18 protein-coding genes and 1 pseudogene are annotated in these 21,593 nt (G+C 70.3%); 6 read left to right on the forward strand and 13 right to left on the reverse strand.

Going from position 1 to position 21,593, the window contains the following annotated elements; translation table 11 throughout:
- Window positions 1-541: 541 nt before the first annotated feature.
- Window positions 542-1,540, forward strand: a complete 999-nt coding sequence (trpS, locus tag ABZ348_RS17940; RefSeq protein WP_358934055.1) for a tryptophan--tRNA ligase — start codon at window positions 542-544, stop codon at window positions 1,538-1,540.
- An 80-nt stretch (window positions 1,541-1,620) separates the two neighbouring features.
- On the opposite strand, the gene proC is transcribed toward trpS, so the two are convergent.
- Window positions 1,621-2,430 carry a pyrroline-5-carboxylate reductase gene (gene proC, locus ABZ348_RS17945; protein WP_358934057.1) on the reverse strand — a complete coding sequence of 270 codons (810 nt, stop codon included), beginning with the start codon at window positions 2,428-2,430 and terminating at the stop codon, window positions 1,621-1,623.
- A gap of 147 nt (window positions 2,431-2,577) precedes the next feature.
- Between proC and ABZ348_RS17950 the strand changes: the two genes are divergently transcribed.
- On the forward strand, window positions 2,578-3,069 hold the full coding sequence (locus ABZ348_RS17950; RefSeq protein ID WP_358934059.1) for a SigE family RNA polymerase sigma factor: 492 nt from the start codon (window positions 2,578-2,580) through the stop codon (window positions 3,067-3,069).
- Window positions 3,070-3,118: 49 nt separating this feature from the next.
- Here the strand turns inward: ABZ348_RS17950 and ABZ348_RS17955 are convergent, their stop codons facing one another.
- Window positions 3,119-3,856: an ABC transporter permease gene (locus ABZ348_RS17955; RefSeq protein ID WP_358934061.1), complete on the reverse strand. Its 738-nt coding sequence runs from the start codon at window positions 3,854-3,856 to the stop codon at window positions 3,119-3,121.
- Complete coding sequence (locus ABZ348_RS17960; RefSeq protein ID WP_358934063.1) at window positions 3,853-4,680, reverse strand: ABC transporter ATP-binding protein; 828 nt, start codon at window positions 4,678-4,680, stop codon at window positions 3,853-3,855. Before ABZ348_RS17960 ends, ABZ348_RS17955 begins: the two co-directional genes overlap by 4 nt.
- Before the next feature lie 103 nt (window positions 4,681-4,783).
- Here ABZ348_RS17960 and ABZ348_RS17965 point away from each other — a divergent pair, with 103 nt between their 5' ends.
- On the forward strand, window positions 4,784-5,302 hold the full coding sequence (locus ABZ348_RS17965; protein WP_358934065.1) for a hypothetical protein: 519 nt from the start codon (window positions 4,784-4,786) through the stop codon (window positions 5,300-5,302).
- A gap of 273 nt (window positions 5,303-5,575) precedes the next feature.
- Here ABZ348_RS17965 and ABZ348_RS17970 read toward each other — a convergent pair whose 3' ends face one another.
- The 5 genes from ABZ348_RS17970 to ABZ348_RS17990 all read right to left on the reverse strand — a co-directional run bounded on the left by ABZ348_RS17970 (window position 5,576) and on the right by ABZ348_RS17990 (window position 9,896).
- Window positions 5,576-6,781, reverse strand: a complete 1,206-nt coding sequence (locus ABZ348_RS17970) for an FAD-dependent oxidoreductase (RefSeq protein ID WP_358934066.1) — start codon at window positions 6,779-6,781, stop codon at window positions 5,576-5,578.
- Window positions 6,782-6,832: 51 nt separating this feature from the next.
- Complete coding sequence (sigJ, locus tag ABZ348_RS17975) at window positions 6,833-7,708, reverse strand: RNA polymerase sigma factor SigJ (protein ID WP_358934068.1); 876 nt, start codon at window positions 7,706-7,708, stop codon at window positions 6,833-6,835.
- Window positions 7,709-7,753: 45 nt separating this feature from the next.
- Complete coding sequence (locus ABZ348_RS17980) at window positions 7,754-8,530, reverse strand: class I SAM-dependent methyltransferase (RefSeq protein ID WP_358934070.1); 777 nt, start codon at window positions 8,528-8,530, stop codon at window positions 7,754-7,756.
- A gap of 99 nt (window positions 8,531-8,629) precedes the next feature.
- On the reverse strand, window positions 8,630-9,103 hold the full coding sequence (locus tag ABZ348_RS17985) for a hypothetical protein (RefSeq protein ID WP_358934295.1): 474 nt from the start codon (window positions 9,101-9,103) through the stop codon (window positions 8,630-8,632).
- A 475-nt stretch (window positions 9,104-9,578) separates the two neighbouring features.
- Complete coding sequence (locus tag ABZ348_RS17990; RefSeq protein ID WP_358934072.1) at window positions 9,579-9,896, reverse strand: SH3 domain-containing protein; 318 nt, start codon at window positions 9,894-9,896, stop codon at window positions 9,579-9,581.
- A 133-nt stretch (window positions 9,897-10,029) separates the two neighbouring features.
- On the opposite strand from ABZ348_RS17990, the gene ABZ348_RS17995 reads away from it, so the two are divergent.
- A complete protein-coding gene (locus ABZ348_RS17995; protein WP_358934297.1) occupies window positions 10,030-12,162 on the forward strand; it encodes a serine/threonine-protein kinase in 2,133 nt (710 codons plus the stop codon).
- Window positions 12,163-12,431: 269 nt separating this feature from the next.
- On the opposite strand, the gene ilvD is transcribed toward ABZ348_RS17995, so the two are convergent.
- The 4 genes from ilvD to ABZ348_RS18015 all read right to left on the reverse strand — a co-directional run bounded on the left by ilvD (window position 12,432) and on the right by ABZ348_RS18015 (window position 17,165).
- On the reverse strand, window positions 12,432-14,282 hold the full coding sequence (gene ilvD, locus ABZ348_RS18000) for a dihydroxy-acid dehydratase (protein ID WP_358934074.1): 1,851 nt from the start codon (window positions 14,280-14,282) through the stop codon (window positions 12,432-12,434).
- Window positions 14,283-14,583: 301 nt separating this feature from the next.
- On the reverse strand, window positions 14,584-15,198 hold the full coding sequence (locus tag ABZ348_RS18005) for a TetR family transcriptional regulator (protein ID WP_358934076.1): 615 nt from the start codon (window positions 15,196-15,198) through the stop codon (window positions 14,584-14,586).
- Window positions 15,195-16,046, reverse strand: coding sequence for a sugar phosphate isomerase/epimerase (locus ABZ348_RS18010; RefSeq protein WP_358934078.1), 852 nt, complete (start codon window positions 16,044-16,046; stop codon window positions 15,195-15,197). The genes ABZ348_RS18005 and ABZ348_RS18010 overlap by 4 nt, the downstream gene beginning before the upstream one ends.
- Before the next feature lie 189 nt (window positions 16,047-16,235).
- The gene (locus ABZ348_RS18015) at window positions 16,236-17,165 is read right to left on the reverse strand and encodes a Ppx/GppA phosphatase family protein (protein ID WP_358934080.1); all 930 of its coding nucleotides are present in this window, start codon (window positions 17,163-17,165) and stop codon (window positions 16,236-16,238) included.
- A 103-nt stretch (window positions 17,166-17,268) separates the two neighbouring features.
- Here ABZ348_RS18015 and ABZ348_RS18020 point away from each other — a divergent pair.
- Window positions 17,269-18,051 (forward strand): annotated as a pseudogene (locus tag ABZ348_RS18020) (hypothetical protein); the annotation flags it as partial.
- Between the two features lie 51 nt (window positions 18,052-18,102).
- Here ABZ348_RS18020 and ABZ348_RS18025 read toward each other — a convergent pair.
- Window positions 18,103-19,809 carry a hypothetical protein gene (locus tag ABZ348_RS18025; protein WP_358934082.1) on the reverse strand — a complete coding sequence of 569 codons (1,707 nt, stop codon included), beginning with the start codon at window positions 19,807-19,809 and terminating at the stop codon, window positions 18,103-18,105.
- A gap of 281 nt (window positions 19,810-20,090) precedes the next feature.
- Here ABZ348_RS18025 and radA point away from each other — a divergent pair, with 281 nt between their 5' ends.
- Window positions 20,091-21,581, forward strand: coding sequence for a DNA repair protein RadA (radA, locus tag ABZ348_RS18030; protein ID WP_358934084.1), 1,491 nt, complete (start codon window positions 20,091-20,093; stop codon window positions 21,579-21,581).
- Window positions 21,582-21,593: the final 12 nt, after the last annotated feature.

A 21,593-nucleotide genomic window follows, 5' to 3' on the forward strand; every position in this document is an offset into this window, starting at 1 on the left:
ATCCCTCTCAGGACTCTCCGGGCTTTTCCCTCCGGTCTTGCGTTTCCGACTCTATCAGATCCTTTCGGGCCTGATTCCCGGTCGAAATCGGGATTATCTTTCCGGCCCTTCGGCCGTTCCGACGAGTGAGACTTTAGCGGAATCCAGCGGCCCGAACCAAATCGGGTGGCGCTCCTTCGAGCGCGGATTCCTCATTCCGTAATTGCACGCCGAAAAGCGGACGACTAGGAGTAGTCGTTTGCTTCTGGTGTGGTCTTGCGGAATGGCTACCCGGGGACCAACCGAAGTCGGCGCTCACGTCGGGCAACTCGGAGAACACTACGGACCTCGCGTATCCACTGTCAACCTGGGTGTCGCTCCCGTAGTCTCCACGCATGACATCGCGTAGCTGCTTCCTTCAGTGGCGGGCCGCCTGACGGCGGCCGGCACCTACGCGCGTACTCATCGGCCGCCGCCTCGGCGGCCGTTTTTCGTTCCCCGCTCCGGGAGCCCGGCCGCCAACGCTGCGGCTCCAACGGGATTCCAAGAGGACGGGAGAACGATGACCAAGCGGATCTTCAGTGGCATCAAGCCCACGGGACACATGACGTTGGGCAACTATCTCGGAGCGTTGCGCCGCTGGGTGGAAGTCGACCAGCACCAGTCGGACGCCCTGTTCAGCGTGGTCGATCTACATGCACTGACCGTGGACCACGACCCCGGGCGGGTGCGCAGACTGAGTCGTCAGGCGGCGACCCTCATGCTGGCCGCCGGCCTCGATCCCGAGCGGTGCACCGTGTTCGTCCAGAGTCACGTGGCAGAGCACGCCCGGCTCTCCTATCTCCTGGAGTGCACGGCCACCGACGGCGAACTGCGGCGCATGATCCAGTACAAGGAGAAGGGGGCACGGGCCCGGGCTGCCGGGGAGAGTGTCCGGTTGTCCCTACTGACCTATCCGGTGCTGATGGCGGCGGACATCCTCGCCTACGGCACCGACGAAGTGCCGGTGGGTGAGGACCAGACGCAGCACGTGGAGCTCAGTCGGGATCTGGCCGTGCGGTTCAACCAGCGGTACGGACACACCTTCACGGTGCCGAGGGCGACCCATCCGTCGGTTGCCGCCCGGGTCATGGACCTCCAGGACCCGCTGTCGAAGATGGGGAAGTCGCACGCTTCGACCGCCGGCATCGTCTATCTGCTCGACGATGCGGACACCGTGCACAAGAAGATCATGCGGGCCGTCACGGACAGCGGGCGCGAGGTGACGTACGACCGGGAGCAGAGCCCCGGGATCGCCAATCTGCTGGAAATCCTCGCCGCCTGTTCGGAAGGGAACCCAAAGGACTTGGCCGGTGTATATGAGTCGTACGGGTCGTTGAAACGGGATGCGGCCGACGCCGTGGTGGAGCTACTGAGGCCGGTGCGGGAGCGCCACGCCGAGCTGGCGGCAGACGGGGGGCATGTCGATGAAGTGTTGAAGCGAGGCGCAGAGAGGGCCAGGGGCATGGCCCGGCCGAGGGTCGATGCCGCCCATGTGGCGATGGGGCTGCTACCCGGCTAGCAGCAGGTCCACGGAGCTTTGACCGTGGACCTCGGTCCGTGTAGCCCACCGCCGAGACGTCGCGGCGGTGGGGCGCATGGTCAGCCGTTGCCGGAGGCCAGTTCGCGGCTTCGGTCGCGGGCGGCTTCCAGAGCGGCGATGAGTGCGGCGCGTACACCGTGGTTCTCCAGTTCGCGGATGGCACTGATGGTGGTGCCTGCGGGGGAGGTGACGGCTTCGCGGAGCTTCACGGGGTGCTCGCCGCTGTCGCGGAGCATGACCGCTGCGCCGATGGCGGCCTGGACGATCAGGTCGTGGGCCTGCGAGCGGGGCAGGCCGAGGAGGATGCCCGCGTCGGTCATGGCCTCGACCAAGAAGTAGAAGTACGCGGGCCCCGAGCCCGACAGGGCGGTGGCTGCGTCCTGCTGGGATTCGGGGACCCGCAGGGTCTTGCCGACACCGCCGAAGATCGCTTCGGTGTGCGCGAGGTGGTCGGGGGTGGCATGGCTACCGGCTGAGATCACGGACATGCCCTCGTCCACGAGGACCGGGGTGTTGGGCATGACACGGACGACGGGGGCGCCGGGTGACAGGCGCTCCTCGATAAAGGAGGTGGGGATTCCCGCAGCCGCGCTGATGGTCAGACGGTCGGTGGTGAGGTGCGGGGCGAGTTCGTCGAGGAGCTTGCCCATGTCCTGGGGCTTGACGGCCAGGATGAGGGTGTCGGCGCGCTTGGCGGCCTCTGCATTGGTGACGGGTTCGACCCCGTAGCGAGTGTGGAGTTCCGCGGCGCGATCGGAGCGACGGGTGGTGACCAGAAGGTCGGAAGGCCGCCACCCAGCTCGGATCATCCCGCTCAGCAGGGCCTCGCCGATCTTGCCGGTGCCGAGGACTGCGACTGTCTGGGTCATGGCTGTGCTCACCTCGCCGATGGGGGTCTGTGTGGCTCATCCTCGCACTGGCGCTGCGGTGGTGCCGTGACGTCCACAGGGCGGTACGACTGATGACATTGACGGCTTCTGTGGAACCTGACGACCCGAGGGAGGCTCCTACGGCGCGTGACGGAGGACGAGTTCCAAGCCTTGTACGCGAGTGCGTTCCCCAGCCTGGTGGGCCAGCTGACCGCGTTGACGGGTGATCACGGTGAGGCGCAGGACGTGGTTCAGGAGGCGTTCGTGCGGGCCTGGTGTCGTCGTACATCGGTCCTGGCGGAAAGGGCTCCCGAGGCATGGGTCAGAACGGTGGCGGTTCGGCTGGCGGTGAGCCGTTGGCGTAGGGCTCGGAGATGGCGTGAACTGGTCTGTCGCCAGGGCACGTCGGAACGGGTGCTGGAGCCGGGGCTGGAACATCTGATGATCGTCCAGGCCCTACGACAGTTACCGGAGGCTCAGCGCAGGGCCGTGGTGTTGCACCACCTCTGCGATCTGACCGTGGAGCAGGTCGCACAGGAGACGGGTTCGCCGACGGGGACGGTCAAGGCCCGGTTGTCCCGGGGGCGTGCCGCTCTCGCGAAGCTGCTCGCGTCCGGCAGCACCGTGTCCGTGGGCTGATGGGGCGGTGGGGCGGGTGGTGTCGTGGGTGGAGTTGTCGTGCGGGCGGTCAGGCCGTACGGCGGCGCAGGGTGGCGGCGCCGAGAGCGAGAACGAGGACCGCACAGCCGGCGACCACGAGCACGTCCCGGACGAATGCTCCGGTGGGGTCGGGGTGGCGGAGGACTTCGGTCATGGCGTCGACGGCGTACGACATGGGCAGCGCGTTGGAGATGCCCTCCAGGACGGGTTGCATGTTCTCGCGGGGGGTGAACAGACCGCAGAGGAGGAGTTGGGGAAAGATCACCGCCGGCATGAACTGGACCGCCTGGAACTCGGACGCCGCGAATGCGGAGACGAAGAGGCCGAGGGCCGTGCCCAGCAGGGCGTCGAGCAGCGCGACGAGCAGCAGGAGCCAGGGGGAGCCGACGACGTCGAGACCGAGGGCCCAGAGCGCGAGCCCGGTGGCCAGCAGGGACTGGGCGACGGCGATGACCCCGAAGGCCAGGGCGTAGCCGGTGATGAGATCACCCTTGCCCAGTGGTAGGGCGAGCAGCCGTTCCAGGGTGCCTGAGGTGCGTTCGCGCAGGGTGGCGATGGAGGTCACCAGGAACATCGTGATCAGCGGAAAGATGCCGAGGAGCGCGGCGCCGATGGAGTCGAAGGTGCGGGGGCTGGCGTCGAAGACGTAGCGCAGGAGGAACAGCATCACGCAGGGGACGAGGAGCATCAGGGCGATGGATCGTCGGTCGTGGCGCAGTTGGCGCAGCACGCGGGCGGTGGTGGCGAGGGTGCGGGAGATGCTCATCGTGCGTTCTCCTGACCGGTTCGGGTCGACGGTTCAGCGTGGGTGGGCTGTTCGGGGCGGGGCGACGGTTCGGGGCGGTTGGCGGCCGTGTCGACCAGGTGGAGGAAGGCGGCCTCAACCGTTTCGGAACCGGTGCGCAGACGGAGGTCGGCGGGACTGTCCTCGGCGAGGATCTCGCCTTCCCTCATCAGCAGGAGCCGGTGACAGCGCTCGGCTTCGTCCATCACATGGGAGGAGACGAGGATCGTGGTGCCGCGTTCGGCCGCGAGACGGTGGAAGAGGGCCCAGAGGTCTCGGCGGAGTACGGGGTCGAGACCCACGGTGGGTTCGTCGAGGACGAGCAGTTCAGGTGTGCCCAGGAGGGCGACGGCGAGGGAGACCCGGCTGCGCTGGCCGCCGGAGAGGCGTCCCGCGAGTACGTCCGTGTGGGAGGTGAGGTCCACGTCGGCGATGGAGCGGGTGACGTGGTCCTGCCGGAGCTTTCGGTGCTGTCGGCCGGGATGGAGGACGGCGGCGAAGTAGTCCAGATTCTGTCGGACCGTCAGATCGTCGTAGACGGAGGGCGCCTGGGTGACATAGCCGATGCGGGAGCGGAGAGCGGGGTGGCCGGCCGGGCTGCCGAGGATGTCGAGGGTGCCGCTGACCTTCGCCTGGGTGCCTGCGACGGCACGCATCAGGGTGGACTTTCCGCAGCCGGAGGGGCCGAGGAGCCCGGTGATGCGGCCGGGCGGGACGGTGAAGTCGATGCCTCGCAGGACGGTGCGGTCTCCTCGTACGACGGTGAGACCGCGGGCCAGGACGGCCACATCAGAGGAATTCATCATGTGATGAATAATGCGGTCGGGGCGGTGACCCGTCAAGAGATGGGGGGCGCGTCAGGGAAATCCCCCATGGCGTTTCCGGGGGCGCGCGGAGAAGGCTGGAGGTATGAGCGGACACATGAATCAGCACGGCCAGATCTCCAAGGCCGAGCGGCGCCAACTGGCGGTGGCGGCGACGACGCTCGGCCCCTGGCGAACCGCCGCATTGACCGGTGCCGCGGGAGGCGTCGTCGCCTTCGGGCTCGGCGCTCTGGGAGGCGTCGGTCTGGAACTGCTCGCCGGAGCGCTGTCGTTCGCGCTGATGCTCTTCTTCATCGTGGGCGGAGCCGGAGCGGTGATCGGTGGCGGTGAGGCGTCCTCATCCGGGTTCACCGCCGGTGGAGGGCTGCCCGCGGTGGCCGACGGCGATTCCCGTAGCGATCGACGGATACGGCGCTGGGCCCGTGAGCACCCCTGGCGAGTCGCCGTGGTGCCCGGTGCGCTGATGGCGCTGGCCGATGTCGTGGTGAACCAGACGTTGACCGGCCAGAGCTTCATAGGCGGTGTGGAAGACGCACTGTGGATGGGTGTGCTGGTCTGGGTCTTCGTGGGATTGTCCGGGCGTTTCGCTCCCCGCAAGGGCTGAGCGGCCTCGTCAGGGCTGAGCATCCTCGTCAGGGCGAGTGCACCGGGCCTCGGGGTCGGCTCCGTCAGGGGCCGGCGCGCGCTGTCGGTGGGTTGGTCCGGCCCCGCGGTGACGAGCAGGGCCGGGCCGGGAGTGCTTGACCCCGTCGGCGCGCTCGGCTGGGGACGAAGGCCGCCCTGGGAGACGGACGGGAGCGATCACCGCGGGCCGCAGACGTACGGGGGTGCGGCACCGCGGGGCCGAAGGCAGCGGCGGGCGGAATCGGGCTGCTGCTCAGAACCCGGGGAGCCGTCCGACGGCGTCCGGGACGCGACGCGCCAAGCCCATGACCTGAACTGTGGAGCGCACGATGCGTTCCTTGGTCCAAGCAGCCGGACGACCGGTGAGGACGCGGTCCCGGGGGCTGTCGTCGTGATCGACGAATTGGACCAGGCCGTCATGGCGGCCCAAGCTCACGCACTGGAGCAGGTAACCGAAGTCCAGCCGCTCGGGTTCGCGGTTTCGGAGTTCGGCGATGATCGCGGTCGCCGCGTGGGAACCGGTGGGCAGTGCCGCAGCGCACCCCATGCGCAGCGAGCCCGCTCGTGACGAGCGGGCGGCTGCGGCGTCGCCGACCGCGTAGATCTCCGGATGGCTGATCGAGCGGAGCGAGGCGTCAACCTCGACGCGACCGGTGGCCGCGTCGAGTGCGAGGCCTGCGTCCGCGGCCACGGCCGTGTTGGGGACCATGGCCGCCGCCCAGACGACGGCGTCGGCGTCCACGTCCGAGGGGTCGGTCACCGTGCGCCCCTCCTCGATGCGGACGCCCAGCGCCGTCAACGCCCCGCGGACGTGGTTTCGACCCCGGAGCGAATGGCCTGCCGCGAGTTCACCCGCGGTCAGCAGGCGTACGTCCCACTCCGGGCGGGACTCGGCCAGTTCCGCGGCCAGTTCGATACCGGTCAGTCCGCCTCCGACGACGGTCAGGGCGCCGGTGCGCTCATGGGTCAGGGTGCGCAGGGCGGCGGCCGTCTCCGCGGTGAAGACCCGTGCGGCCGACGGTTCGGACACGGGCGAGGGCTCCGCGGTTTCCAGTGGTGCGGGGCGTTCACCGACCGGCGGGGCGGCAGGGTGTCGGGGCACGGCCGGCGCGGGGTGGGCCGGTTGCGGAACGGCCGTCCGGCTACCGAGGGCGTACACCAGACGGTCGTAGTCGAGGCGTTGTCCGTCGTCCGTGACGATCTGCCGTGCGAGCGGATCGAGGGCAGCGACTCGCCGGGCCACGTGGCGCACGCCGGTGCCGCGCAGGAGCGAGGCCAGCGGGCGGCCGGTCCTGGCCGGTCGGGCGACGAGCTCGTGCTGCCGCACCCGTTCCGCGAAGTGGTCGCTCGGGTCGACGAGGGTGACACGTGCGTGCGGTGCCAGCCGTAGGGCCGCCAGCAGCCCGCCGTAGCCGGCGCCGAGAACGATGATCTGCTGTTTGTCGCTCTTCTTCGTCATGCAGGGGGGACGAGGCAGGCCCCTGATCTGTGACATGACGCCGGTCACAGATCAGCGCAGCGCCTGAAGATCGAGGTGGGAGAGCTTGTCCGGGTTGAGCACGGCGTTGACCTCGCGGATGCGCCCCTGGTCCACGGTGAAGGCGAAGACGGCCGCGAAGCCGGTGGCGTCGTCGGCGACGAGCACTCCCGGTGCGCCGTTGACCTCCCGCATGGCCATCCACATCCGGTCCGGGTGGAAGTCGCGCAGCAGATGGTGGGCGAAACGCGCCACCTTCTCGGCGCCGAGCACCGGCAGTCGGGCGGCGATGACCTTGCCGCCTCCGTCCGATCGCCAGATGACATCGGGGTCGAGGACCTTCAGGAGCCCCTCGAAGTCCCCCGCCATCACGGCGGCGCTGAAGGCTTCGACGACCTTGCGGTGTTCCCCGCGCTCCACCGGACGGCGCGGGGCCTCGGCACGGACCCGGCGACGGGCCCGGGAGGCCGCCTGGCGTACGGAGTCGGGGGTGCGGCCCACGACCTCGGCGATCTCGGCGAAGGGCACCGCGAAGACGTCGTGGAGGATCAGTGCGGTGCGCTCGGTGGGGCTGAGGCGTTCCAGCACGGTCAGGAGCGCGACGCTCACCGACTCGTCGAGGGCGGCCCGCTCCTCGGGGCCCTCCTGGGTGACCAGGGGTTCGGGAAGCCAGGGGCCGATGTACTGCTCGCGGCGGACGCGGGCCGAGGTCAACCGGTCGTAGCAGATGCGGCTGATCACGGTCGTCAGATAGGCGCGGGGGTCGTCCGCAGCGCCGTCGGGCAGCCTCGACCAGCGCAACCAGGCGTCCTGTACGGCGTCATCGGCGTCCGCGACGGAACCGGTCATGCGGTAGGCGATGCCCCACAGACGTCCGCGCTGTTCCTCGAACTCGGCCAGTGCGGCCATCGTTCCCCCTGCCCTTCCCCTCGGCGCCTTCGGCTGCGGCGGGTCCTACGCGTGTGACGACCCACCCGGACGGAACGCGATGGTCAGCTGGACCTCGTATTCCTCGGTCAGCACTCCATCGGGGAACGCCTTGAGCAGTTCGGCCCGTTCGCGGTCGAGGAAGCGGGCTGCTTCATCCGGTCTCAGGACGAGGAGGACGGAACGGCTGGAGAGCGTGTCCAGATGGGTTTCCAGGGGGATCTCCCTGGTCCAGGCGACCGTCCGATGTTCCGTGGCCAGCTCGGTGGGCAGCCGGCGCGAGCCGTCGTCGGCGCCGTAGGGACCGTCGTGGAGCTCGCTGCGCAGTCGCTCGGCCTGTGCGGCGATCCAGGGCACCGAGAGGTCGGCGACGTTCCACCAGAGCGCGAGCGCCCCACCGGGCCGCAGCACGCGCAGCGCCTCGGGCAGGGAGCGCGCCGGATCCGTCCAGTGCCACGACTGGGCGTAGGTGATCAGATCGGCGCAGCCGTCCGCCAGCGGAAGGGCGTCGCCGGTCCCGCGGACAAGTGGGGTGTCGGGGAGCGTACGGCGAAACTGTGCGGCCATCCCGGGGCCCGGTTCCACGGCGGTGACCCGTGCTCCCCTGGCCTTCAGCAGCCGGGTGGCTATGCCGGTGCCGGCTCCCACGTCGATGGTGCGCACGTCCGTGAGCGGACGGCCGGTGATCTCCTCGATGGAGTCGAAGAGCGCGGGTGGATAGTGGGGGCGCACGCGTTCGTAGCGGGCGGCGGCGGTGTCGAAGGAGAGTGCCCTCGTCGGGGCGGGCGGGGTGAGTTCGCTCATGACACGTCCGTTCTGGCTGGTCTGTTGTGGCTGCCGTTCTGTCATGCCGCCCTGTCGACGCTCCGTGGTGCCGGCTCTCTCGATGCTTCGCGGTGCTGGCTAGCGGCGCTTCGCCCTGGCGGAACGTCCCGCCTTGCCCTTGCGGGCGGCTGGGTTGCCGGTGCGGGCCTTGCGGCGCCGGTCGTACCGGGCGCGGGCGGTCTCGTACTCCTGGCGGTGCAGTGACTCGCCGGGCGCCTCCACCAGCGCCCGCACCGCGTAGGCGAGGAGCACACCGATGAATCCGACGGCCTTGAGGCTGCGCAGCGAGTCGGGCGCCGCGATCGGTCCGGTCGGGCGGCGGGTGAACCCCTCCCACGTCTTGCGGAAGGCGATCGCGCTGCACGCCGCGAGCATGACGATGACCAGCGCGTTGACGAAGCCCCCGACCTCGGCGATCGTCAGCCCCTGGTAGGCGAAGCGCAGCACCAGCGCGCCGGCGACGGCGGCCGTCAGGGAGCCGATGGCGAGCCCTGCCCGGCGCAGCCCGTATCCGCCGTCGCGGTCCACCCAGGTGGTGCCGAAGAAGCGGATGGGTTCGGGCCGGGGGCCCGTCTCCGCGTCGGCGCTCTGCCCGGGACCGGTGGTGTTGGTGGTGCTGCTCTGCTCGCTCACGGGCCGATTATCGCAAGGCGCGGCACCCTGGGCACGGACGGACCCTTCGAACGTCGCCCGGTGTGGCTCGTGGCGCTGGGGACACGGGCCGGGGGCGTACGTCCAGGGCGTCGGCCGCGGCTCCCCCGAGCCGGCGTCGATCGCGCACGGAAGACCTGATCGAGCCGACGACGTGATCAGCTCGCCGACCTGATCGGCCCCGAGTGCCTTGGAGCGGCGGCGCCAAGGCAGTCGGGGCGTCCGAACAGGTTCAGCCGTCACCGCGATCACCGCGATCACCGAGGCCCTGAGCGCCCGCCCCAGCCGACCATGCCGACCAGGAAGGCCCGGACTGGCAGAACTGGCAGGACGGCCGTCGTTTCGGCCCGTGCCAGCATCGGTGCACCCAGCGGCGTCAGGAGCAGCGGATCGTCACGTATCCGTCGCTGCCGGTCTGCACATAGGCGTCGGAGATGAACTGACCGTTGGCGATGCAGTCCCAGATGTTGGTCGTGCCGTAGGGGCCGGTGATCCACTCACCCGGCTTCTGGCAGTTGATCGGCACGCGCGCCCCGTAGGGCAGCACCCTGACGATCTCGTACTGTGTCCCCGGCCCGCTGCGGACGTTCACCCGGTAGCCGGGTGCGACCGGGTAGCGCGTGGAACTGCGGGGCGAGACATCGCCCGCCTCGGCAGTACCAGCTGTTTCCGGACGTACTTCTTCAAGTCCCATTGCAAACTCCCCCGTTGCTGTATAGGCGTTTCCGTACGGTACGCCCCGCGGAGGGCAACAAGCCATCCCTGGGTCGCACGCACCATCGACTAGGCTCCGACCAGTCGTGCGCTCCAAGGACACGGGGGTGGAGATGCCACCGCTGCGCAGTACCGGACAGTCTCCGGAAGCGGAACATCCGGAATATGCCGGGCAATACCGTCTTGAGTCATGCCTCGGAACCGGCGGCATGGGCGTGGTGCATCTCGCCACCTCCGCCTCCGGGCTCCGTCTCGCGGTCAAGGTCATTCACGGGGAGCACGCGTCCGACCCCGAGTTCAGAGCGCGCTTCCGGCAGGAGATCGCGGCGGCGCGCAGGGTCAGCGGAGCCTTCACCGCCTCCGTCGTGGATGCCGACCCCCAGGCCGGGCGGCCCTGGATGGCCACCTTGTTCATCGACGGACCGACCCTTGCCGAACGCGTCAAACGGAGCCCGTTGGAGAGTACGGAGCTACGGCGGATCGGGGCCGGCCTCGCCGAAGCGCTCCGCGACATCCATCGGGCGGGGGTGGTGCACCGCGATCTCAAACCGAGCAATGTGCTGCTCGCGTCCGACGGCCCCAAGGTGATCGACTTCGGTATTTCCCGCCCCTCCGACAGCGATCTGCGCACCGAGACGGGGAAACTGATCGGGACTCCGCCCTTCATGGCCCCGGAGCAGTTCCAGCGGCCGAGGGAAGTCGGGCCGGCCGCCGACGTGTTCGCGCTGGGGGCCGTTCTGGTCCATGCCGCGACCGGGCGCGGCCCCTTCGATTCGGACAGCCCGTACATCGTCGCGTATCAGGTCGTCCATGACGAACCGGATCTGACGGGGGTGCCGGAGGACCTCGTACCGCTGCTGCACCAGTGTCTGGCCAAGGACCCGGACGAACGGCCCACGCCCCATGAGGTGATGGTCGCGCTGCGGAGTTCGACCCCGTCGAGTTCCTGTGACACCCAGGCATACATACCGGCGCCCCGGACGCCCGACCCGAGCGAGGACGCCCCCGGGGCCGATGGTCAGCGGATCGTGTCGAAGCGGCACCGACTGCGGTGGTGGGTGGCGGGTGCGGCGGTCGTGACGCTGGTGGCGACCGGTGCGCTGGCGGTGCGTTCCCTGGACGAGGTCCGGGTCTCGGCGTCACCCGGTTCGGTGGCGGTGAGCCGGGGCTTCGCAGGTTGGGACGTCTCCCTCGGCGAGGCCGGCCGCGAGGACAAGACCCCGGTGTGCACGGCGCCTTCGGACGGCTCCGCCCTGTACTGCGCCGCGCCCGGCATCAAGGCGGCCCGGTTGGACCCGGAGCGGGGCACAGCGCTCTGGTCGAAGGCCGCGGCGGACGGAAGCGATGCAGGCGACGGCGAGGACGGACGGGTCAAGGCACCCGTCTTCGCCGGCGGTCTGGTCCATGCGGTGACACCGAACGCGGGCCGGCTGGAGGCCCTGGATCCCGCATCGGGCGCACTCCGCTGGAGCGTGCGGACCTCGTCCTACTCGGCCGTGCGCCATCTCGGGGACACCGTGCTGCTCGTGGGCGCCGGCGGCACGGTACGGGCCCTCGACGCGGCGACCGGCACACAGCTGTGGGAGAAACGCCACGGCGGAGTCGGTACGCAGTGGATCTCCTCCCCCGGCGGGAAGGGGCCGGCCCTCGCGGCGACCCCCTCCGGCGACGGCGCTTCGACCTCGGTGATCGCCGTCGACCCGGTCGACGGCAAGCAACTGTGGCAGGAACAGATCACCGGAACGCTGACCCCCGTGTGGGCGGCGGACGACGCCCTGCACCTGCTCTCCACCAACGCGGACGACTACACGGACGCGGTGGTGCGGCTCGGCACGGAGCCCGGCGCCCGGAGCGTGCGCAGGGTGTCCCTCGACGTACCGGTCGACCAGGCACAAGCGACGGTGGTCGGCGATGTCGTCCATCTGAGCGGCTCGGGAGGGGCGTTGCTGGCGATCGGAATGGACGCGGGCGCCCAGCTGTGGCGTCTGGAGACCTCGGTCACCCATCTGTCCCGCCCGGCTGCCGACGCCCGCAGGGTGTACGTGTCGGCGGGAGACGGGCGGCTGCTCGCCGTGGACGCGGTGGCCGGAAAGCTGATCGGGCAGACCGAACCACGGATGAACGACGGGCGCTACACCTTCTCCTCGGTGCTGTACGAGCCGATCGCGACGCCGGGGCGGGTCTTCGGGACGGCCCCGAACGGATCGGTGTTCGCCGTGGACGCGAAGGATCCCGGGCGCTGGTAGACAGCCTCGGGGTGGCCGTTACTTGCGGTGTCCGTTACTTGCTGCCCGTACTCACGGTGTCCGTTACTTGCGGTGTCCGTGGGGGCTCCCCCAGCAGCCGCTCGCGGTCCGCGGTGTCGACTGCACGGGCCGACGGTTGAGCCAAGCTCTCGGCCATCGGTTGCCCGGCCCGGGAAGCAGCGAGCCCGTCCGGCTTCGGCAGCCGGACGGGCTCGATCGTGCGGCGACGCCTACGGACCCGAGTCCACCCGGGGCCGTGGGCGGCGGCGTCACAACAGCTTGCTGACGTCCCTCACGGCGCCCTTGTCCGCGCTCGTCGCCATCGCCGCGTACGCCTTGAGCGCCGCGGAGACCTTGCGCTCGCGGTTCTTCGGTGCGTACACCCCGCCCAGCGCCGTCTTGCGGGTGGCCAGTTCCTCATCGGAGACCAGCAGCTCGATCGAACGGTTCGGGATGTCGATCCGGATGCGGTCGCCGTCCTCGACGAGCGCGATCGTGCCGCCCGATGCGGCCTCCGGCGAGGCGTGGCCGATGGACAGGCCCGAGGTGCCGCCCGAGAAGCGGCCGTCCGTCACCAGGGCACAGGCCTTGCCCAGCCCGCGCCCCTTGAGGAACGAGGTGGGGTAGAGCATCTCCTGCATGCCGGGGCCGCCCTTGGGGCCCTCGTAGCGGATGACGACCACGTCGCCCTCCTTGATCTCCTTGCGGAGGATCTTGTCGACGGCCTCGTCCTGCGATTCGCAGACGACCGCGGGCCCTTCGAAGGTCCAGATCGACTCGTCGACACCGGCGGTCTTCACCACACAGCCGTCGACGGCCAGATTGCCCTTGAGGACCGCGAGCCCGCCGTCCTTGCTGTAGGCGTGCTCGGCGTCACGGATGCAGCCGAGCGCCGCGTCCGTGTCCAGTGAGTCCCACCGCTCGGACTGGGAGAACGCCTCGGCGGAGCGCACGCATCCGGGTGCGGCGTGCCACAGTTCGACGGCCTCATCGGACGGGGAGCCGCCCCGGACGTCCCAGGTGTCCAGCCACTGCTTGATGGACGGGGAGTGGACCGTGTGGACGTCCGCGTTGAGGAGGCCCGCCCGGTAAAGCTCGCCCAGGATCGCGGGGATGCCGCCGGCCCGGTGGACGTCCTCCATGTAGTACGTGTCCTGGGGGGCGACGTTCGGCGCGACCTTGGCCAGACAGGGGACGCGGCGCGAGACGGCGTCGATGTCGGCCAGGTCATAGTCCAACTCGGCCTCCTGCGCCGCCGCCAGCAGGTGCAGGATCGTGTTGGTGGAGCCGCCCATGGCGATGTCGAGCGCCATGGCGTTGTCGAAGGCAGCGCGCGTGGCGATGTTGCGGGGCAGGACGGTGGCGTCGTCCTGCTCGTAGTACCGCCGGGTGATCTCCACGACGGTGCGGCCCGCGTTCTCGTAGAGCGCGCGGCGTGCGGTGTGGGTGGCGAGCACCGAGCCGTTGCCGGGCAGGGAGAGTCCCATGGCTTCGGTGAGGCAGTTCATCGAGTTGGCGGTGAACATGCCGGAACAGGAGCCGCAGGTCGGACAGGCGTTCTCCTCGATGCGGAGGATGTCCTCGTCCGAGACGTTCTCGTTGACCGCGTCCGAGATGGCGTTGATCAGGTCGAGCTTGCGGACGGTTCCGTCGACGAGGGTGGCCCGGCCGGCTTCCATCGGGCCGCCGGAGACGAAGACGGTCGGGATGTTGAGCCGCAGGGCGGCGTTCAGCATCCCCGGGGTGATCTTGTCGCAGTTGGAGATGCAGATCAGGGCGTCGGCGCAGTGCGCCTCGACCATGTACTCCACGCTGTCGGCGATCAGATCGCGGGAGGGCAGGGAGTAGAGCATCCCGCCGTGGCCCATGGCGATGCCGTCGTCGACCGCGATCGTGTTGAACTCGCGCGGCACGGCGCCCGCCGCCTTGATGGCCTCGCTCACGATCCGGCCGACCGGCTGGAGGTGGGTGTGGCCCGGGACGAACTCGGTGAAGGAGTTGGCCACGGCGATGATCGGCTTGCCGATGTCCGCGCTGGCTACGCCCGAGGCACGCATCAGGGCGCGCGCACCCGCCATATTGCGGCCGTGGGTAACTGTGCGGGACCTCAGCTCGGGCATCGTCGCTCGCTCCTCGGTAGTAAGAGACTTGTCGCCACCCACGAGCGTACGCCGACGGACCAAGATCTGGACACCATGTCCGCAATGCGGGACGGCCTGCTCACGGATCGGGCAGTTCCGCAGCTCCGGACGGTCTGCGGCTCCGGACGGTCCGCGGCTCCGGACGGTCTGCGGCTCCGAACGCCAGGACCGCCGTACGGGACGGGGCTGGGCCCATCAGCACGGCCGAACCGGCACCGGCGGGCTCATGGGCTCCATGCAACGGTACGCGGCCGGGGGCTGCCTGCGGGACCGGTCGGGCTCAGACCTCGGTCAGATAGCGCTGGAGCGTCGGCGCGACCTGGGAAACGATCTCTTCCGGATCGGCCGACGCCAGGGGCTCGACCTGGATCACATAGCGCAGGATCGCGATCCCGATCATGTGCGAGGCCGCCAGTTCCGCCCGGAACTTCGGATCCGGCACCTCCAGCTCGGCCGCGATCCGCTCCAGCAGCCGCCGCAGCACGAAGCCCCGGAGCACCTTCGCCGCCGTCTCGTGGGTGAGCGCGGAACGGATGACCACGAGCAGGGGCCCCCGTGAGACGGGGTTCTCCCAGACGCCGATGAAGTAGCGGGCCAGGCGCTCGCCGATGCCGTCCGTGCCCTGGCCCAGGATCTCCGTCACGGCCATCGCCGGCTCGAAGGAGACCTCGATGGCAGCGACGAAGACGTCGTCCTTGGAGCCGTAGTAGTGGTGGACCAGCGCCGCGTCCACACCGGCGGCCCGGGCGATCCCGCGCATGGTCGTCTTGTCGTAGCCGCGCTCGGCGAACTCCGTACGGGCGGCGCCGAGGATGCGCTCCCGTGCTCCCGGGCCCTCCTGGGCCCCGCTGCGGGCCGGACGCCCGCGGCGGCGCGGGGTGGATGCGTCCGTCATGGGCGGTGCACCCCCCGTACGTCCGTCGGCGCATGGGCGGCGGCCAGATGGCGTCGGGTGAACTCCAGGGCCTCGGCGAGGTCGGCCTCGCGTTCGGCAGCCGACATCGCCCGGCGGGTGTTGACCTCGATGACCACGTGGCCGTCGAAAGCGGTCCGCACCAGCCGCTCCAACATCTCCGCGCACGGCTGGTCGCCCCGCCCGGGCACCAGGTGCTCGTCCTTCGCAGAGCCCTTCCCGTCGGCCAGGTGGACATGGCTCAGCCGATCGCCCATCCGGTCGACCATGGCCATCGTGTCCACCCGGGAGGTGGCGGTGTGCGAGAGATCGATCGTGAAGTGACGGTAGTCGTCCTTGGTGACGTCCCACTCGGGGGCGTAGGCCAACATCTCGCGGTCCCGGTAGCGCCACGGGTACATGTTCTCGACGGCGAAGCGGACGTCCGTCTCGTCGGCCATCCGCCAGATGCCCCTGACGAAGTCCCGCGAGTACTGGCGCTGCCAGCGGAAGGGCGGATGGACGACGACCGTCGACGCCCCCAGCTTCTCCGCGGCGGACTGGGCCCGCTGGAGCTTGGTCCAGGGGTCGGTGGACCAGACCCGCTGGGTGATCAGCAGACAGGGGGCGTGCACCGCGTGGATGGGCACCCGGTGGTAGTCGGAGAGCCTGCGCAGGGCCTCGATGTCCTGGCTGACCGGATCCGTCCAGACCATCACTTCGACGCCGTCGTACCCGAGGCGCGCGGCGATCTCGAAGGCCGTCGCCGTCGACTCCGGATAGACGGAGGCCGTCGACAGGACGACCTTCACGTCCCTCGCACCCGGGGTGCGCGCCACTGGTTCCACCACGCAGACAGGGTACGGGGCGCGGGCGGGGCGTCGGCGCAGGCAGCGGTCGGGCCGAGGTCCCGGGCGGCGGGGTACGAGACCGTGGGTGCGGCGAGGCGGTACGAAGGGGTGGCGGAGGGCCGCCGGGCCGGAGCCCGTACGGCCGGGGGTTCCGCATGGGGGAGCCGGTGGGCTCCCCGTTCCCGGTTGCTAGCCGACGGGCAGGTGGTCGAGGCGGCGCAGGATCACGCCCTCGCGCAGCGCCCAGGGACAGATCTCCAGCACTTCCGCGCCCAGCAGGTCCATGGCGCCCTCGGCGACGAGTGCGCCGGCCAGCAGTTGGCGTGCCCTGCCCGCCGCCACGCCCGGGAGCGCAGCGCGCTGGTCGATCGTCATCTCGGCCAGTTTGGGCATCCAGTCCTGGAGCGACTTGCGGGTCAGCTCGCGCTGGACGTACAGGCCCTCGGCATCGCGGGCGGCACCGGCGATCCTGGCCAACTGCTTGAAGGTCTTGGAGGTCGCCACGATGTGATCGGGCTTGCCGAAGCGGCTGAACTCGCCCACCGTACGGGCGATCTCGGTCCGTACGTGGCGGCGCAGCGCGCGGACGTCCTCAGGCGTGGGCGGGTCTCCGGGCAGGTCCTTGGTGAGTCGGCCGGCGCCGAGCGGCAGGGACACCGAGGCGTCGGGGACCTCGTCGATGCCGTAGGCGATCTCCAGCGATCCGCCGCCGATGTCTATGACGAGCAGTTTGCCCGCGGACCAGCCGAACCAGCGGCGTGCGGCGAGGAAGGTCAGGCGCGCCTCCTCTGCCCCGGTGAGCACTTCAAGGTGCACCCCGGTCGCCTCCCTGACCTGGGACAACACTTGATCGGCATTGGTGGCTTCGCGTACGGCCGAGGTCGCGAAGCTGAGCACCTGCTCGCACCCCTGGTCTTCGGCGGCCTGGACGGCCTTGTGCAACGTACTGATCAAATGCTGAACGCCCTCGGGGCCGATGGCGCCCTTGTCGTCGAGGAGTTCGGCCAGTCGCAACTCCTCCTTGTGCGAGTGGGCGGGTAGGGGGCGGGCGCCGGGGTGCGCGTCCACTACCAGCAGATGCACCGTGTTCGAACCGACGTCGAGGACTCCGAGTCTCATGGACCGAACGCTACTGCGGTCTCGGACATACCCTTGGCCTGTGGCAAAGACGAAAAAGGCGAAGCAGGGCAAAGCCCATCCTCAGCTCTCACACAAGACACAGGGCGACGAGAAGGGGCTGGACTTCCCGCGCGCCTGGGTGGAGTTCCCCGACCCCGCCGACGACGAACAGGTCTTCCGCTGCGATCTGACCTGGCTGACGTCCCGCTGGACCTGCATTTTCGGCAGCGGATGCCAGGGGATCGAGGCAGGTCGCGCCGACGACGGCTGTTGCACCCTGGGCGCGCACTTCTCCGACGAGGACGACGAGAAGCGCGTGGCGGGCCATGTGGCGCGGCTCACTCCGGACATCTGGCAGTTCCACGACGTGGGCACCAGGACCGGTTGGGTCGAGGCCGCCCCTGATGACACTGAGGACACAGACGAAACAGAAGAAACAGATGAGGGCGGCGCACGTCAGACCCGGCGCTGGCAGGGATCCTGCATCTTCCAGAACCGGCCCGGTTTCGCGGGCGGCGCGGGCTGCTCGCTGCACATCCTGGCGCTGCGGGAGGGCCGCGAGCCGCTGGAGACCAAGCCGGACGTCTGCTGGCAGCTTCCGGTGCGGCGCACGTACGACTGGATCGAGCGGCCGGACGACACCAAGGTGCTCCAGATCTCGATCGGCGAGTACGACCGGCGGGGCTGGGGTCCAGGTGGCCACGATCTGCACTGGTGGTGCACGTCGGCAACCTCGGCGCACGGGGCGGGCGAGCCCGTCTATGTGACGTATCGACCCGAGCTCACTGAACTGATGGGGAAGGAAGGGTACGAGGTGCTGGCCGGGTTGTGTGAGGCACGGCTCTCCAGCCAACTGCCCCTGCTGGCCCCGCACCCCGCGGACTAGGAACCTCCCGGTCCAGGCCCACTACTGCCACCGGATCTCCGACTCAGGGCCCTAGGCGCCCGACGGCGGCGCCGACGGCTCGGGGGACGGGGGCGACGGGGATTCGGGCGGTGGTGAGGAGGGCGGCGAGGGCGAAGGCGTCTCGGGCGACGGTGACGGAGTCGGCGGCGAGGGTGACGCGGGCGGGGTGGGCGTGTGGGCCGGCGGCTCCGGCCGCACCGGAGAGCCGCGCCCCTCGATCAGCACCGTCGCACCCGCAGGGGCCACCGAGACCCGAGCCCGCCAGGCCCCGACGGGCTCGCGCGAGCGGTCGACGGTGACGGTGAGGGTGATCGACTCCCCCGGTCGCAGCACACCGGACGTACGGCTCACCGACAGCCAGGGCGCCGACACCCCCACCGACCACCGCACCGGTGCGCTGCCCGTGGCGAGCAGCGTGATCCCCGTACCGCCGGCTCCCTGTGCGGCCCGGACCGCGAGCCGACCCGGCCCGCTGCTGCCGGAGGCGGTGGGCGATTCGGGCGATCCGGTGCTGATGACCTCGACCGAGACGTCGGGCTCGTTCAGACCGGTCGTCCGGGCGGCTCGTGGACCTGCTTCCGCCTGGCCCGTGCCCTCGTACCGGTCGTACCGGTCGTAGGGCGCGCCGGTCAGGCCCCGGTCCTCCTCGGACTCCGCCGCACTGACCGAGGTGCCTCCCGGCCGACTCTCTCCCGTCAGCGGCGCCCCCCGGTAGGCAGCCCACAGGGCGAGCACGGGTGCCGCCACGACCGTTGCCACGACCGTGGTCGTCACCGCTCTGGCGCGCAGGCGTTGCCGACGGGCGGCGTGGTCCTTGGGGGTCAGAGGAAACCCGGCCGCACCGAAGCGGAGCGCGGCCGACCGGGTACGCGGCAGACGGCACAGCGCCCGATCGATGTCGGCGCGCGGTGCCCTGGCCAGCGGGAGGGCGGCCGGGGTGGTCGAACCGGGCCACGGTCCCTGAGCGTCCGCGCACTCGGCCGCCCGGCGGCAGCGGGGGCAGTCGTCGACGTGGCGGACGAGTTCCGTGCGCAGTGCGGCCGAGAGCAGCACCAGGTGATCGCCGGTGAGCCGGGCGATGGCGGGGCAGTCGCCGCGGTCGACGACGGCGAGCGCGGCCCGGGTCCGCTCCACTTCGCAGGCGGCAGCCGCGAGCAGTTCGCGTGCTCCCGGCGGGTCGAGCCCGAGGACCGCGGCAACCTCGCGGGTGCTGAGGCCGTGTCGTACGGCGAGTTCCAGGGCTTCCCGCTGCTCGGGGGAGGTGCCGGCCGCCTCGGGCCAGGCCAGCAGCGCCAGTTCCGCCCGGTGTCGCTCGGCGGTCTGTTGTGACATATGAGGTTCCTGGGGTGTGGCCGGACGGCCGGTGTGCGCACCCTGGCGGTTTTTCCTGCGCTCGGTCAGCCCCCGCAGACAGGCCCATCGCGCCAGTGCGTACAGCCAGGCCGTGCGTTCGGGTCCGGGTGCCGGGCAGCGGGAGTGGTGGCGTTCGGCGGTGGCGAGGACCTCGGCGACGAGCGCGGTCGCCGCGTCGTGGTCGCAGAGAGCGGAGAGGCAGTAGGTGAACAGCCCGTCGAGATAGGGCCCGTAGCGCGCCGCGGCCCGCCCGGAGACCGGTCGCGGTGCACTGCGGGCCTTGTGTCGATGTCCCCCGGATACTGCCCGATGTCCGCCGCTGTTCTGCGTGGGTGGCTCCAGACCGCTGCTCATCACGCGGTGACCGTAGGCGTAGAGCAACATCCGGTTCGCACCACTTGAGCGCTTTTAATCCATACGGGTGAACACTTCCCTCGAAGGGGGACATGAATGGTGAATTGCGCCCCTGGTGCGCTGGGGCATTCGGGTGAGACACGGTCGAAAATGGGGGATCGTGACGATTCTTCATCGGGTGCCGATGTCTGCCGCGAACCGCTGGGAAGCGAGCCCCCGAGAAGCCCGAAGCAGGGGGCGTGCACGGACCCCGAGGGCCTCGGGCCCCGGTCGTGGGCACCGGTGTCAGTGGGGGACGCTACGGTCTGAACATGGCTGCCCGTACGAAATCCACCAAGGACCGGCCGTCCTACCGCTGTACCGAGTGCGGCTGGACCACCGCCAAGTGGCTCGGGCGCTGCCCCGAGTGCCAGGCGTGGGGGACGGTCGAGGAGTACGGCGCCCCCGCGGTGCGCACCACCGCCGCCGGGCGCGTCTCCACGGCCGCCCTCCCCATCGGGCAAGTGGACGGCAGACAGGCCACCGCGCGCTCCACCGGGGTGCCCGAGTTGGACCGGGTCCTCGGCGGCGGGCTGGTGCCCGGGGCCGTGGTGCTGCTCGCGGGCGAACCGGGCGTCGGCAAGTCCACCCTGCTGTTGGACGTCGCCGCCAAGGCGGCCGGCGAGGCCCACCCCACGCTCTATGTGACGGGCGAGGAGTCCGCCAGCCAGGTCAGGCTGCGCGCCGACCGGATCAACGCCCTCCATGACCATCTCTATCTGGCGGCCGAGACCGACCTCTCGGCCGTGCTCGGTCATCTGGACGCGGTCAAGCCGGCCCTGCTGATCCTCGACTCCGTACAGACCGTCGCCTCCCCGGAGATCGACGGCGCCCCGGGCGGCATGGCTCAGGTCCGTGAAGTGGCGGGGGCCCTGATCCGGGCGTCCAAGGAGCGCGGGATGTCCACCCTGCTCGTCGGTCACGTCACCAAGGACGGGGCGATCGCGGGGCCGCGACTGCTGGAGCACCTGGTCGACGTGGTGCTGTCCTTCGAGGGCGACCGCCATGCCCGTCTGCGGCTGGTCCGCGGGGTGAAGAACCGCTACGGAGCGACGGACGAGGTCGGCTGCTTCGAACTGCACGACGAGGGCATCACCGGCCTCACCGACCCGTCCGGGCTCTTCCTCACGCGCCGGGACGCACCGGTTCCCGGGACTTGTCTGACGGTGACCCTGGAGGGGCGCCGCCCACTGGTCGCCGAGGTCCAGGCGCTGACGGTCGACTCGCAGATCCCGTCCCCGCGGCGCACCACGTCGGGGTTGGAGACCTCCCGGGTCTCGATGATGCTGGCGGTGCTGGAGCAGCGGGGCCGGATCACCGCCCTGGGCAAGCGGGACATCTACAGCGCCACGGTCGGTGGTGTGAAGCTCTCGGAGCCCGCGGCGGATCTGGCGATCGCCCTCGCCCTGGCGTCGGCGGCGAGCGACACCCCGTTGCCCAAGAACCTCGTCGCCATCGGCGAAGTGGGGCTCGCGGGCGAGGTCCGACGAGTCACCGGAGTGCAGCGGCGGCTGGCCGAAGCACATCGGCTTGGCTTCACCCAGGCCCTGGTCCCGACCGATCCGGGAAAGATCCCCGCGGGGATGAAAGTGACGGAAGTGGCGACCGTCGGGGATGCCCTCAGAGTCCTCCCCCGGGGTCGTCAGAAAAGCGGTGGCGCACCCTCCGGGGAAGGCCCGGCAGGTGGTCCCGTGGGCTCGCCCAGGAGGGCTCCGAGCAAAGAGAGCGCGGACGCCCCACGGGATGGCGACCTACGCCGGTAGACTTTGCCCTGG

The organism is Streptomyces sp. NPDC005963 (assembly GCF_040638655.1).
Taxonomy (GTDB): Bacteria; Actinomycetota; Actinomycetes; order Streptomycetales; family Streptomycetaceae; genus Streptomyces.

Coding starts and splice junctions, on each gene's coding strand:
- ABZ348_RS17995 (WP_358934297.1), top strand. CDS start 10,030: ATGCCACCGCTGCGCAGTACCGGACAGTCTCCGGAAGCGGAACATCCG.
- ABZ348_RS18005 (WP_358934076.1), bottom strand. CDS start 15,198: ATGACGGACGCATCCACCCCGCGCCGCCGCGGGCGTCCGGCCCGCAGC.
- ABZ348_RS17990 (WP_358934072.1), bottom strand. CDS start 9,896: ATGGGACTTGAAGAAGTACGTCCGGAAACAGCTGGTACTGCCGAGGCG.
- sigJ (WP_358934068.1), bottom strand. CDS start 7,708: ATGGCCGCACTGGCCGAGTTCGAGGAACAGCGCGGACGTCTGTGGGGC.
- ABZ348_RS18025 (WP_358934082.1), bottom strand. CDS start 19,809: ATGTTGCTCTACGCCTACGGTCACCGCGTGATGAGCAGCGGTCTGGAG.
- trpS (WP_358934055.1), top strand. CDS start 542: ATGACCAAGCGGATCTTCAGTGGCATCAAGCCCACGGGACACATGACG.
- ABZ348_RS17960 (WP_358934063.1), bottom strand. CDS start 4,680: ATGATGAATTCCTCTGATGTGGCCGTCCTGGCCCGCGGTCTCACCGTC.
- ABZ348_RS17980 (WP_358934070.1), bottom strand. CDS start 8,530: ATGAGCGAACTCACCCCGCCCGCCCCGACGAGGGCACTCTCCTTCGAC.
- radA (WP_358934084.1), top strand. CDS start 20,091: ATGGCTGCCCGTACGAAATCCACCAAGGACCGGCCGTCCTACCGCTGT.
- ilvD (WP_358934074.1), bottom strand. CDS start 14,282: ATGCCCGAGCTGAGGTCCCGCACAGTTACCCACGGCCGCAATATGGCG.
- proC (WP_358934057.1), bottom strand. CDS start 2,430: ATGACCCAGACAGTCGCAGTCCTCGGCACCGGCAAGATCGGCGAGGCC.
- ABZ348_RS17970 (WP_358934066.1), bottom strand. CDS start 6,781: ATGACGAAGAAGAGCGACAAACAGCAGATCATCGTTCTCGGCGCCGGC.
- ABZ348_RS18015 (WP_358934080.1), bottom strand. CDS start 17,165: ATGAGACTCGGAGTCCTCGACGTCGGTTCGAACACGGTGCATCTGCTG.
- ABZ348_RS17965 (WP_358934065.1), top strand. CDS start 4,784: ATGAGCGGACACATGAATCAGCACGGCCAGATCTCCAAGGCCGAGCGG.
- ABZ348_RS17955 (WP_358934061.1), bottom strand. CDS start 3,856: ATGAGCATCTCCCGCACCCTCGCCACCACCGCCCGCGTGCTGCGCCAA.